Origin of the sequence: Escherichia sp. E13S3, assembly GCF_004212325.1 — a bacterium.
GTDB lineage: Bacteria > Pseudomonadota > Gammaproteobacteria > Enterobacterales > Enterobacteriaceae > Escherichia.
Map to the genome: position 1 here is coordinate 147,636 of NZ_RHJR01000023.1, position 13,774 is coordinate 161,409.

The window sequence follows — 13,774 nt, forward strand, 5'->3', positions numbered from 1 at the left end:
TTCTCATTTTAATAAAGCCGCAGTATTAATTATCAGCACCATTAGCTGATGCCATAACGGTAGGCTGAAACAGGCTGAGCACGAACTATTATTTCATGACTATATCAGGCATGAGTAATAGACAAAAAAACAGGATGAAATCATGTCAATCAACACCACATACCAAACGATAGAGAAAGATGGACTGACAATGACTATCAGTCAACGGAAAGGCCCAGGTTGTGCCACCATCTACTCAAAAGATGGAAGTGACCTTGAAAACAACCACATTTATTATCTAATTAAAATTTTTGACGCCGAAAACAATCCAGTAAAAAAAAGACCCTTTAAATATCATGTTGATGTGATCACCAAAAATGACTGGACCACTCTTGACACTAATCCAATACTAAAAACATCCTATGAGGGTGATGCAAAAAAATTACAACAAGATAGTTATGGTTTTTATAATGCTGAAACAGACCAGAATGGAGAATTTTTATTTGGCATTTTACCTTATCTTACCCTGAATAACACTGCATCTCTGATATCAAAATCAACTGCACCTTATGTACAAAGTATAACCCTTACGGTTTATCTTGATGATATAAGCACAGATCTTATTGTTGATATTCCATTTAACTCGGATTTATGTTCACATGACGAATTAGATATAGTCATCAATAACACAGGTGATTTCCATGATTTAACTGATACAGTCACATTAATTTCTGGCAGAAACAAATATTGTGGACGAAATGTATGTTTTTGTTTTAGTGGGGAAATGCTATTAGAAGTAGATAACTCTGTAGAGGGCGCTGTAATTATAGATGTAGATAAAAATAATCAAGCAACGATGCCCTTTACAGAAGAGGAAATTGCCGATCGTGAAGTCTGGGCATATACAACTTATGCGTGGTGTTTGATATCACCACTGCGTATCCGCGAAGCCAATTCATCCCGACAACTGCATGTCAGCCCGCAAAACAACAGTAATATCTTTCCGGGGCAAACTGTCTATGCCACTTTCCGGTATCAACTGAAAGCCGGTGAAAGTTTTTCCGGAAAAGGATGTCCGTTTAAAATAAATAAAGGAAATTTTTATCCTCCCGAGATCATCTGGAGGCAGGACGGCAATACCTTATATGGCAGCTGCTTACTGACTGTGGATGACAGCCTGATGAAAGGTGACCGGCTGTCGTGGACGGTTTCCTGCTGTCTGGATAACAGCGGCATTGCTGTTGCCTCTGAAACGGTGAACTGGAATGTGGCCTGGGATGCCGACACCGACGTTGATGTCACTTTTGTCGCCGATACGCATGCATTAATTGATTACAGCAATGACAACACGCGACCGTTATCCTCACGTCCCGCCATGACCTGGCGGCTGACCGTACCGGGAATGAGTAACACCCAGGCCTGTTTTTATCCCCTCATTACCCACATTATCGAAGATGCCATTATCAGTGACGCATCGTTCAGTGAAATTACCCGCTGTGCGGTAGACGAAATCAGCGGAGATTATTTTTACGTCATGCTGGACGACCAGGGGAGCGCTGTCATTAACGTGCAGCCCCGGGAAAACCGCACGCTGCTTACCGCGTTCAGCGCCGGGATTTATGGTGTCGGGACGATGATTAGCACCGCGAACTTTTTTATCAACAGTGCCTGGGAGGCCGCGAAGATGCCAACTGTCAGCGTGACGGAAGGACAGAACCCTCAGGCACGCCCCGGTGACGACAGTTATGCGCTGGCAACATTCCCGCTGCTGTCGAACTGGGAGGCAGTGAAACAGCACGATCTGCTGGGCGGTGCCGTGTATCTGTTTGCCGGCGAAGAGGTGCAGAGAAAGAACCACTACACGCCGCTGATGTTACTGGGAAAAACGCAGATCCCGCTTGAAGCCGGTGGTGGCGCGCCCGATATCGCCCTGTATTTTACCGAATCTAATTTCGACGCCGGAAAGACCTATTACATCCACGCCTGTCTTGTTGAAAATGCTTATCTGCACCAGGGAGTGAATTACATTCGTCTGCAGGAAATCAAATTTGAAATTCCGCAGGACCAACCCGCCGTGCCGGAAGGGGTGAAGCGGACGTACCGGGCACCGGAGTTCGTCTGTAAAGACGGCGCGGTGATTGATGAAGATGATGTCCTGCTCGGGCGCAATGAAATCGGTTATCAGGGGCTGGAATACCGTATTCCGTTATCCGGCGGGCAAAAACACCTGGTGGCGGGCGATCAGATAATGGCCACGGCGTACCTGCACGCGTGGAATAAACAGACGCAGGAAATGGAAAACAGTAACCCGCCGTTGAAATTAAATCAGCTTCATACCGTGACAGATGCCGATATCAAACGGGGCTATCTGACGGATGTTATTTCCTCAGATGATCTGGCGGGCTGTGACACGCCGCCGCAGGGCGCGGATCAGAGCACGCTGAGAGTGGAATACTATTGTCAGAATAAGCAGGAATACTCTTACATGCGCGAAGTGTTCATTGATATGTATCCGTAGTCATCGGAAATACCCAGCCTTTCTGGCTGGGTATTATCACGTGTGACATTAGCATGAACCATTACACAATATATCAAGATCCAAGTTCAGATATTTATTTCCACCATTTCATCATCACTGATTAGCGTAGCGTTTTTTGCCAGCACTCCCACTTTGCATTTTTTCTTTAGCCGGTAGTTTTCTCTTTTGATGTTAAGTGTGGTGGACAGTCCACAGAAATATATATCTGCACGCTTTTGTTCTGTTTTATTTTTTTTCGATAAAATAATCAGGACTGTTAACACACTAAACGTTAAGTGTTTTCTTTATACGTTAGCTGTACATGTTGAAAATTCGAGTAGCATTGTAAGTCATTACGTTATAATCGCTAACCGACAAATAATCCAGAAAATTTAATTTATATACCAGAAGTAAACAAGTCGTTCATTTCAAAAATATGTTTGTAAAAGCGTATGGTATTCTGATTGCCGAAGTTTAACTGTACACAGGAGAAAATTTAGCAGATGAGAAAACTGGGGCACTTTTGTCAACATTAATTGTTCGAAATAATGATAAAATAGCGATACTAACATCATCAAAGCCTCTTAATTTCGCGTTGTTAAAATAGAACGTTCTTGCCGTAATGGTTATAGAAATCCATCCATCCCCGCAATCATCCAACATTCCCATACCGCATGGTTCACAAAATGTATTTTTCGCATATTTTCATTACAGAAACCAGTTTTTAAATGTAACTCAGTGACCTCGTTTTATACGTGCTAAACTTATGCCATGTAATTGTAACTTTCTTTACATTAGCAATTATAATGCAACTTTTGGTACATACAACCCCAGATACTCCTTCTTCACCGTATTATCTCCTGATGACTCCTTTCCTTCCACACGCTCCAGTAAATTGTGATCATGTCTTCAGTTTCTTCCCGAAACACATAAATTTGTGAACGCAATAAGCTGCGTGATATTTCCGATGACTTTAATTGTTTCGAATGAGATATGCGACCTCCTGATTTAAAATCACTATACCGAAGAGATTATCAGCTTTTTTTCACAAATGGGACTTTTTTTTGTGTTTTTGTGAGGCATTTTGAATGTCTGGGGTGTAGCTGGAAGTTAACAGTTTGAAAAGCACGTCAGATGGGAATGAGAGAGTCGTATGAGGATGTTTTCGAATGCTACATAAAAGTAGATTTTTTGACAATGGGTATTGGTATTATCGTGAGTTGATAAGTACTGTTTTGCCATTTAAGTTATACATATATCTAGTGCCACTTTTTCGAGAAAAATGACCCTATGTTTTTTGTGCATAGTGCCACTTTAAAAAAAAGTGACCCTATATCGTGATTACATAGGGTCACTTTTCATCAATAAGTGACCCTATGCGAGGTGCACATAGGGTCATTTTTAAGGAAAAAGTGACCCTATGTCGTAGTTCATCCTAAGCAATCAGAGAAATAATCATGCAAAGACGTTTTTTCGCGAAGGTTTCTCTGCATATTGCAGATACTGATTGCAGCATTGCGTTTTTTTAAGCAGTTAAATTTTCGTTAGCAAGATCAGGAACTTTGGGGAAACCCTGGAGATTTTGGTTAAAAAGTGATACAAGTAAGGACAATAGTTTAATTGATGGTTTTAAAGCTTAAGTCGACAGTTTAAAATTTATAAAAGTTACTTTTCCATCTTCAAAACCAACTTTTTAATTCGAGTAGAAGACTATTACAGTTGTATTTATGCGAGGACAATGTTCTCGTATCTGAATCTGAAAACTTAACGTATAACCTACCCGACAAACTATTACGCACCGATATTTTTATTATTCGTAGTTACCGTGTATTTCTAATATTATTACCTCTTCACATGAGGCCGAAAGAATATCTACAATACCATTGTTTAGTCTGGTGCTCATAAAAATCAAGACTAAAATGGAGCCACTTAAAAATTATCTATACTATTTTAATGGTGACTTCAGGGGACAATGCATTGGAGAAATAATAGACATCAATCATGTCGTTTTTAATATCAAAAAAAAATACAGCCATCAACTAAAACACCTTCAATGTATTCACAAAATAATCCCCCACTAATAAAAATAAATGATTTCGCCCCCCATTAAATAACCCACTCCAGGGATATTAATTAAATTTAAATTACCGGAAAAGATATTTATATGAATGATATATATTAAACACTTTCACTAGCTAGTGTCAGGATAGTTATTATTAAAGATAACCATACGAAGAAAATCACATTTTCAGTTTAAATTAAGGTCTGTTTGGTCTGGCAGACATAAAAGATCATATCCAGCGGTTGCTCGATTATTTTTGTTACCAGCAAAAATAATATAATGTAGTGCCGCTTAGATTTTTCAGCGAAGTCGTTATATTAAACTACATTTCTTTTATCTCAATATAGACTGATTGCATCATTTGATATATTTCCAGCCAAACAGAGCCTAATAATTAGTAAGACTGGTCTTTTTTAGATTTTACAATCAATTATAAACAACTCTTTTTTATATATACGTGTCAGTTTATTGAACAACACTTTATGGTCTGAATGGTTCAATGAAAAGTAAGTTCAGCAAAGTCGATATGTCTGAACAACTCAACAGGTTCCATTGATTGATGCAGGTTGGCAGCGTTTGACATACATACACTTCACTGCAACCTCTGCTGAATGTTATTATCAACGTTGCATTCTTGATATACAGTAATTATAGTCGTAGGTGTCTAGCATACAGGGTACGCGTTGGTTATATCATTTTTAATGAGACTAACCAGTCCAGCACCTGAATGGAGAGAGTGAAATTCGACTTCACTCTCTCTTTTTCATCTAAACCTTTATTGTCAAGGGGTTATACAGATTCATTTGTAATTAGTCGTGATTGGATCTGACACATTGCCTTGTTACTCATTGCTAAAATGAGCAGCGAATATTAAACAGATTAAGAAAATGATAACTAAATAGTGGAGTTGGCCCCTTGAACAGAGAAGATGTCCATCAACTGGCTACGCAATTGTTTGAAGGTAACGAAAGTGCGGCCCAAAAGTGGTGTCATGAATCCAACCGAGCGCTACAGTGGCAAACCCCTGAAGAACTTATGGAGAGCGAATCAGGAATCCAAACGGTAATAGCGTTAATAACACGACTAGAGCAAGGCGTGTATTCTTAGACCTTCTACCCAGAGCCGTTCTGTAGTTTTATCATCGCATCAAGCAAATCGTTTTCATCCCGAGAATGCTGAGACTTGTCCCGGGTCACATCGGGACGATTCACCGATGGAAGAGCTTTAAAACGACGGTTATCCCTTTGTTCCTGTACCAGCTTCGCCACATACAATACGTAGCCCAAACTCCGGGGTTAACAACTTACCCAGCCGAGGAAAACATCTGTAGCTCCCAAATAGACATTAGCATTGAGCCCCTACACTCGCACCAGTTGATAGTTCGCTGCTTGCATGTGCTATACACGTAAAGAGATACCGGAATTATCCGCATCAGCACCTGAAGGATTTAAGATCCGGGAAGGAGGAAGGTTGCCAAAGGATGACGATGGATGCATGGGTAGTAATGCCGTGTTTGGTGTGATCACTCACATCATCAATGATGCCAGGAGTGGGAAATTTGACGATTGCCCGGTGATTTAAGGCGCAAAGAAGTGGTATTTCGTGTCATTAAAACCCATGATTGTATACACATAACGAGTACACGAGGTATTTATGCAATCCATCAACTTCCGTACCGCACACGGCAACCTTACTGAAGTGCTCAAAAATGTTGAAGCCGGGGAAAAGGTTGAAATCACCCGCAAAGGCCGTGAGCCAGCTGTAATTGTCAACAAGGTTACTTTCGAAGCCTACAAAAAAGCGGCGCTAGATGCCGAATTTGCATCCCTGTTTGACACCCTGGATTCCACCAACAAGGAACTGGTTAACCGATAATGAGGCATAGAGCTTATGATGCGAATATAAGCGGCCTGCCGGACATGTCAGATCCGGGTAGGGCAGAAGTCATTATCGGGTGTAGTGGTCAGTTCCAGGGTTATCGGTTAGAAACTAAGGATGATAAAAAAGCCCGGATATTTTCCAGGCTATAGCAAAATCATTAATAAAATACTGCGGTAAGAATTACTCTACGACCACAACTAATTTGCCTACCTGACCATTGGCCTCCATCTAGCGCCGAGACTCTGCAATCTCGTTGAGCGGGAACGTTTTATCGATGACTGGCTTCAGTTTGCCGACTCGTAAACCTTCTGTGACGAAGGAGATTCGGTCGTCTAAATCAGATAGTTTTTAAAACGAAATACCCTCCATTACTTACAATGTTTTTCCTATAAGCCCGCTTTCGGATTTTTATCACAACGCCATGTAACAAAAAATGTAACTGTTACAGTGACTTATCAGTGCAAAGGCACGCATCCGCACCAGGCAGTCATCACACTCATTGCATTGATCTTAATCAGCAAAAGATCACATATGAAACATTCAACTACCAAGGCACCTACTGATAGTTAATCCCACTGTAAATGACGACATAAGTAGTGAACAAAAAAACCTTTACCCCAATACTTAGAGATGCGCTCTGTTACAGGCAGATTAAAATTCTTAATAAGATTCCAATTATAGGTTTTTGATCTGCGAAGTTGATATTTTTTAGCAAAACGTTCTATCATCGCTTTGTAAAGATACCTCGTGGTAACTATCACCACTGCCCAACAAAGGGAATGATATGGCAGATTCCAGCTTCCAGAATGAAGTGCCAAAAGCACGCGTCAACATCCAGCCTGACCTGCACACGGGTTCTGCCCAAAAGAAAGTAGAGTTGCCCTTAAAACTTCTCGCGGTGGGAAATTTCAGCAACGGCAAAGAAACTCTCCCGCTTTCTGAACGCAGCAAGTTAACTATTTCAAAATACAACGTTAATAGCGTTTTATCCGGGCTTAACCCAGAGGTTAGTATTGATGTTGCTAACACCCTGAGAGGGTATGGACGTCAATCTGTCGCTGGTATCTCAGATGCCGAAAGCAAAAGCATAAGGTGGGCGTAGAGATGAAAATTTATCGTCCATTGTGGAACGAGGGGGCTTTACTGTCCCCTCAGCAGTTCCAGCAGCAGGCAGAATGGGAGTCTTTTCGCAGCGCCGGTGCAACCGCACTGGTATCTGCATTCCCCTGGGGTGTGGAAAAGATTGAGTTTAACGACAGTCTTCTTTCATCGGGTCTGATCCAGATTACGCAGTTACGTCTCTGGCTGGAAGATGGAACGCTGATTGATGCGCAAAGAAGCGATCTGCCTCCGGCGCCACGTGAGTTAGATGCCAGTCAGTTGGCAGGTCTTGATGCAGTAACTGTCGTTATCGCACTGCCGCATATGCAGCCGGGTGTTGCCAACGTTGAGCAGGAAGGCATCTTCCCGGATCGGCCGCTTCGCTATCGCGAAGAATGGGTGACGTTGCCGGATGCATTTGGGCCTGAAGAAGAATCAATGGCAGTTGCCCGGTTCAATTTCTCCATCCGGTTTGCCCATGAAAGTAATGACTCCTGGAAAGTCTGCCCTGTAGCAAGGCTAATCCGGGACGGACATAATGCGTGGCTACTGGACCCGTCTTTCATTCCTCCCGTTGCGTCATTTTCGGCAAGCCCGGTTCTTCGCGAACGTCTGGTGCTGCTAAATCGCCAGTTACGTTCCCGACGCCAGCGTCTGATGACAATGCGTCGTGAGAGCAACGAGAGACTTGCCGATTTTGCCGTCGCCGATGTTTCCCTTTTCTGGTTGCTGAATGCGCTAAATTCCCACGCTGGGGTGCTGACGGAATACGAACGTTTTCCTTCCCGTCCGCCTGAACAGGTGTGGGCTGAGCTTGCACGCCTGGCAGGAAGCATGCTGACCTTTTCCTTGGACCATGATCTCGACGCCATACCGGGGTATGACCACGAGGATCCCGCCAATACGTTTCCTCCGCTGTTTGACCTGATCTCGGGGTTACTTGAGGCAAGTCTGCCATCCCGGGTCATTGCTCTGGAAATGTCCCGTCCGGACGGCCAAACCTGGAAAGCAAACCTTCACGATATTCGTCTGCGCGAAGAGGCGGACCTCTACCTCTCTGTTCGCTCAGACATACCGGCCTGGCAGGTTGCCGATAAATTCCCGGCACTTTGTCAGGCGGGTTCACCTGATGACGTCAATGAGATCTATGGTGTTGCACTCAAGGGGATCCCTCTGATCCCTGTCAGCAGGGTCCCGGCGGCTTTGCCTGTACGCATGGAAAACCAGTACTTCGCGCTTGATATGGAAAGCCCCGCTGCGCATGAAATGCAGGAGCAGGGCGTGTGTATGTTCTACGTGCCTGAAATGCTTGGCGCACTGGAACTTGAACTGTTTGCGGTATTGCGCTCATGAAACAGGATATCGATATCGACCAGCTGATGACAGAGACCTGGCTCACCGTCACCATGCTGAAGAAAGGCGCCGTCACGCTCAATGGTAGTGCGCTTTACGACAAGTGCGTTAAACAGGTTGAAAGTGTGCGGGAAGCGCTGGAGCGTGCCGGTTATGACGAGGACAGTGTCGGGCATATTTCCTACGCACAATGTGCCTTGCTGGACGAGGCGGTGATGAGCCGTAAGCCTGAAAAGTGTGAGGAAGGAGAAGAGCCGAAAGTTGATGAGGGCCAGGTGGCATGGCGTAAAGTCCCGCTTCAGGCACGATTTTTCGGATCACTTCGAGCAGGTGAGGCTCTGTGGGATAGCATTGCAGAGGTCCTGCGTCAGCCCTCACCGAACCCGGCCGTTTTGACGTGTTATCACCGGGTAATTGCACTGGGTTTTCAGGGAGTGTATGGACTGAAGGCAGTCAGTCAGTCGCAGCGGGATGAAGTCGTCAAAGCTCTGTCTGAGCGATGCTCTCCGCCTGATGCAGGCCTGTCTCTGATTGTTTACCGGATGGGGAAACATCGCTGGAGTCTGATGCGTTCAGTCTGGTTCTGGATAGCGCTTGCCATCATCCTTACCGGTGTTATCTGGTGGGGCGGTCATCTGTGGCTCCAGGCACTCTTGTCAGCACAAATACCGGAGCTGCGTAACTAATGCGTAGATCAGTCATTATTCCGGTTGCCCTGCACACCTTTGCAGCTATTGCCACATTGCTGTGGTTGCTCTGGTATTTCATCCCAACAGGGAACGTGGTTAAAGGCCTGACCACGGTGCTGATCCTCCTGCTGGCAGACTGGACTGTTTTTAATAACTGCAGCCGGGAGCAGTCGGTATCCGACACCTCTGTTTCAGCTGCTGACCTGCCACTACTCGACACCCAGGGCCCCGTTGTACTGGTATGCGGTGACAGGCTGGGTGCGCTGTTTCAGGGGAGTCCTCTGCGTAAAACAGCTCAGGGTTGGTGGCTCCGGGCCGATGACGTCAGCCGGTTAACGGATGTTGTCCGCAGCATACAGACGCAGTTCCCACGCCAGGTCGGTCAGCTTTCGGTTATGTACCGTTGCCTGCCAGACCATCATCAGGATGAAGCGGTTCTGCGCTCCACATTAAAGACGCTCCGCCAGCAGAGTAAACAAATCAAAACTCTGACGGGTTTCACACTACCGGTTGTGGTGAGTGCCGAATTCTCAGGACCTGAGACTCCGTGGATAATCGTTCGTGGTGACAAGCCGATTGTATGTCCGGTAAATGATTCGCCGCAGGCTTTCATCGACTGGCAGCAGGCTAATGACAATATTACGGCGCTACCCGTGATCAGTCAGGCATTTTCATTTATCCGTAAAATCCTGACTGATGAACTTGAGAAACCTGATCGGTTAACCCCTCCTGAACGAGCGTTTTCCGTGGCACTGCGCCTCGGTACCGTCCTTCCCGAAACCCAGTCAGTCTGGGCCGACTGGCTATATTCCCGCATCTGTTTGCAGTTTTCCCGAAAGCCTGGGCAGACAGATCCGGTAAGTTTATTTCCGGATGCGGTTCTGCCGCTGCTGGCACCTTTTGCATCACCGGTGCAGGGGGGGCACCGTACCCGTCGCCTGGTCCTGCTGATGTGGGTGTGTGCTCTGACCGCATTGGGTATTTCTGCGCTCAATAACCGTGACCTGATCTGTCAGGTGAGCACCGATTTGCAGCGCTGGAATGCAATCCCGATGAACCACTATCGCCCTAAAGCAGAATCACTGGTCGCCCTGAAGCTGGATGCGCTCCTGCTTGAACGCTGGCAGCGTCAGGGAGAGCCTTTGCGTTACAGCCTGGGCTATTACCCGGGGCTACGCCTGTGGCTGGCCTTGCAACAGGCTATCGATACCTGGACTCCACCAATACATAAACCAGTACCTAACCAAAAACCAGTACCGAAAATTGTTCGTCTCGACGGCATGTCGCTGTTTGATTCCGGCAAATCGGCACTCAAAGACGGCTCTACCAAAATACTCGTCAATGCACTGGCGGGGGTCAAAGCCAGACCAGGCTGGCTCATCGTGGTCAGTGGCCACACAGACAATACCGGCAGCGTTCCGCTCAACCAGACCCTGTCTTTACAACGAGCGGTGGCCGTTCGTAACTGGATGCGTGATACCTGGGACGTACCGGAAAGTTGCATTGACGTGCAGGGTTACGGTGACAGCCGACCGGTTGCATCAAACGACACGCCTGATGGCCGTGCGCATAACCGCCGTGTCGAGATCAGTCTGGTACCGCAGGCTGACGCCTGTCATCTGCCAGGCGCACAACACGCGTCACAGGATGTACGTAACTAAGACTCTGGCGGGCAGATCCTTTCTGCCCGCCTTTTTTTTACTCCGCACAGCGCCTGTCAGACGGACGCTTTGCAGAGCAGTCTCACAATTTATCGGCATGAACCTTATGGGCATCGGTTGACGGCCAGGGGCGGTAGCGTGCCTGAACAAGAGGGAACGACATGGAACATCATTCAGCAGTCCTGCTACGACGACTTACCCCTTATTGCGCCAGAGTACTGGAGGGGGCGGCTTTTTTATGTCAGTCCCATGCGCATACAGAAATCACGCCTGAGCACTGGCTGCTGAAACTGCTGGAACAGGGGGAAGGAGAGCCGTCATGAGCAGTTCCCTCTTAAACAAGGCTACCAGCCTGGTACATCAGCTTTTAGGGCAATCACGGTACCGGGTTGAAGTGCATGAATGCGACCATTTCCTGGATGTGTTACGTTACAACGCCGTTGAATCACTCAGCCAGCCCTGGCGCTATAACGTGGCAGTCACCTGCTCTTCTGCGGATATTGCTTGTGACTCGTTACTGCTGAAGCCCGCTTCATTCACTTTCCAGACACCCGTGTTTGACGGAACTCCGGCCCTGCCGGTCAGGACGGTATTTGGCGTAGTTGAGTCGTTTCGCCGCGTGTCTACCTCGAATGATGAGACCCATTACGCGCTGACGATCGTTCCCCGTATTGCCCTTCTGGGCTATACGAAAGGGAGCGAGATCTACCTCAATCAGTCAGTCACTGAAGTGGTTGAACAGGTACTGCGTAAACACGGTCTGGAAGGGCCTGATTTTGAGTTCCGGCTCTCCCGCGAATACCCCTCCCGGGAGCTCATCACCCAGTGGCGGGAAACAGACCTTGAGTTTATCCAGCGTCTGCTGGCAGAAGTGGGCATTTACTGGCGCTATGAAATGGACAGCCGTCTTGAACAGGACGTGGTGATTTTCCAGGACAGCCAGCAGCAGTATGAATTTGGTGTCACGCTACCGTTACGCAACCAGGCCGGGATGAGTGATAGCGGGCAGGAGAGCATCTGGGATATTCAGACCGCATATAACGTGGTGAGCGGAAGTGTGGCCACCCGGGACTACAACTACCGTGAAGCGCTACAACCTCAGGACAGTGTCGAGAGCATTTTCAGCAAAGAAGGGATCACCACCGGAGAAACGTACCATTATGCTGAACCTTTCCTGACAGCAGGTGACGCTGAAAGCCCGGAGACCGGGGCATACTTTGCCCGTCTGCGTCACGAACGCATTCTGAATGCGCAATATCACGTCACCGGGCATTCCTCCAGTCCTCATCTGGCTCCGGGTCAGGTACTGGAAACTGACGGAACGCTTCCCGACACCGTAAAAGAAGGCATCGTCATCACCACGGTACGCACCAGCGGCTCACGCAAAAGTAGCTTTACGCTGACCTTTGAAGGCATCCCGTATAGCGAAACCGTCTGTTATCGTCCGGCGCTACTCAATCGCCCGGTGATATCCGGCTCGCTTCCGGCCCGGGTGGAAAGCACACAGAAAGGTGACACCTGTTCCTGGCTCGACCCGGACGGGCGCTACCGGGTAAAACTGGACTTTGACCGCAACAGTACTGAACAGGGTTATGCCTGTTTGTGGCTGCGGCTGGCCAGGCCCTATGCCGGTGATACGTACGGCTTCCACTCACCGCTTATCGACGGAACGGAAGTGGCCGTCGTATTTGACGGCGGAGACCCAGATCGTCCCTACATCGCCTATGCCCTGCACGACTCAGAACATCCGGACCCTGTCACCAGTGACAACCATACGCGAAACGTGTGGCGCACTCCTGCGAACAATAAGTTGCGGATGGAGGATAAGCGCCAGGAAGAGCATATCAAGCTCGCGACGGAATATGGCAAAACGCAACTGAACATGGGACACCTGGTCAATGGCCAGCGTGAAAAGCGCGGAGCCGGTTTCGAACTGCGAACGGATGAGCATGGTGCTGTACGTGCGGCAAAAGGGCTGTTCCTGACGGCTGATGCCCAGGCCAAAGCCCAGGGACCGGTACTGGAAATGGCCCCTGCGATAAGTCAGATTAATCAGGCCAACAGCCAGATGCAGGCGCTGAACAGCGCCGCTGAAGCCGCCGGAGCGCTGGTCTCTGACATCAATACTCAGATTAGTCTTGTGACCGACAAAATCAGGGACCTCCAGTCTGCGGTCCTGCTGGGTAGCGCTCCGCAGGGGGTGGCGTTTACCTCAGGTGAACATCTTCAGCTCAGCAGTACCCGCAATACCATGATCAATGCCGGTCAACATCTTGATATCGGTGCGATGAAAAATCTGTCTGTAACGGTAGAAAAAGCCCTGGGTCTGTTTGTCCATAAAGACGGGGCGAAGCTGGTTGCCAACCAGGGAGACATCGAGATTCAGGCTCAGCACAACACGATGGCCCTGTTTTCTGAAAAGCAGCTGACGGTGACCAGTAGTAAAGACGAAATTATTATCAGCACCCCGGAAACGCTGACGCTGAACGGTGGCGGGTCTTACCTGAGACTGAGTAAGAACGGGATTGAG

The 13,774-nt window shown here is 47.3% G+C and carries 7 protein-coding genes and 5 pseudogenes; 10 read left to right on the forward strand and 2 right to left on the reverse strand.

Annotated features, from left to right (window positions below):
* Window positions 1-142: 142 nt before the first annotated feature.
* A complete protein-coding gene (locus D9597_RS21405) occupies window positions 143-2,497 on the forward strand; it encodes a hypothetical protein (RefSeq protein WP_130224589.1) in 2,355 nt (784 codons plus the stop codon).
* A gap of 86 nt (window positions 2,498-2,583) precedes the next feature.
* Here the strand turns inward: D9597_RS21405 and D9597_RS23225 are convergent.
* Window positions 2,584-2,703, reverse strand: a pseudogene (locus D9597_RS23225) (AAA family ATPase); the annotation flags it as partial.
* A gap of 2,807 nt (window positions 2,704-5,510) precedes the next feature.
* On the opposite strand from D9597_RS23225, the gene D9597_RS21420 reads away from it, so the two are divergent.
* The 3 genes and pseudogenes from D9597_RS21420 (at window position 5,511) to D9597_RS21430 (ending at window position 6,434) form a co-directional block, all read left to right on the forward strand.
* Window positions 5,511-5,666 (forward strand): MbcA/ParS/Xre antitoxin family protein, encoded by a 156-nt coding sequence (locus D9597_RS21420; protein ID WP_240780458.1) that lies wholly within the window; start codon window positions 5,511-5,513, stop codon window positions 5,664-5,666.
* A 253-nt stretch (window positions 5,667-5,919) separates the two neighbouring features.
* Window positions 5,920-6,140, forward strand: a pseudogene (locus D9597_RS23605) (DNA repair protein); the annotation flags it as partial.
* A gap of 72 nt (window positions 6,141-6,212) precedes the next feature.
* The gene (locus tag D9597_RS21430; RefSeq protein ID WP_130224595.1) at window positions 6,213-6,434 is read left to right on the forward strand and encodes a type II toxin-antitoxin system prevent-host-death family antitoxin; all 222 of its coding nucleotides are present in this window, start codon (window positions 6,213-6,215) and stop codon (window positions 6,432-6,434) included.
* Window positions 6,435-6,668: 234 nt separating this feature from the next.
* On the opposite strand, the pseudogene D9597_RS23440 reads toward D9597_RS21430, so the two are convergent.
* A pseudogene (locus tag D9597_RS23440) lies at window positions 6,669-6,761 on the reverse strand (hypothetical protein); the annotation flags it as partial.
* A gap of 463 nt (window positions 6,762-7,224) precedes the next feature.
* On the opposite strand from D9597_RS23440, the pseudogene D9597_RS21440 reads away from it, so the two are divergent.
* The 6 genes and pseudogenes from D9597_RS21440 to vgrG form a co-directional block, all read left to right on the forward strand.
* Window positions 7,225-7,491, forward strand: a pseudogene (locus D9597_RS21440) (type VI secretion system contractile sheath small subunit); the annotation flags it as partial.
* A gap of 53 nt (window positions 7,492-7,544) precedes the next feature.
* Window positions 7,545-8,894 (forward strand): type VI secretion system baseplate subunit TssK, encoded by a 1,350-nt coding sequence (gene tssK, locus D9597_RS21445; RefSeq protein ID WP_130224597.1) that lies wholly within the window; start codon window positions 7,545-7,547, stop codon window positions 8,892-8,894.
* On the forward strand, window positions 8,891-9,580 hold the full coding sequence (gene tssL, locus D9597_RS21450) for a type VI secretion system protein TssL, short form (RefSeq protein WP_130224599.1): 690 nt from the start codon (window positions 8,891-8,893) through the stop codon (window positions 9,578-9,580). The genes tssK and tssL overlap by 4 nt, the downstream gene beginning before the upstream one ends.
* Window positions 9,580-11,244 (forward strand): OmpA family protein, encoded by a 1,665-nt coding sequence (locus D9597_RS21455; protein ID WP_130224601.1) that lies wholly within the window; start codon window positions 9,580-9,582, stop codon window positions 11,242-11,244. Before tssL ends, D9597_RS21455 begins: the two co-directional genes overlap by 1 nt.
* Window positions 11,245-11,405: 161 nt before the next feature.
* Window positions 11,406-11,558, forward strand: a pseudogene (locus tag D9597_RS21460) (Clp protease N-terminal domain-containing protein); the annotation flags it as partial.
* A gap of 5 nt (window positions 11,559-11,563) precedes the next feature.
* A partial coding sequence (gene vgrG, locus D9597_RS21465; protein ID WP_130224603.1) for a type VI secretion system Vgr family protein occupies window positions 11,564-13,774 on the forward strand: 2,211 nt, incomplete at its 3' end.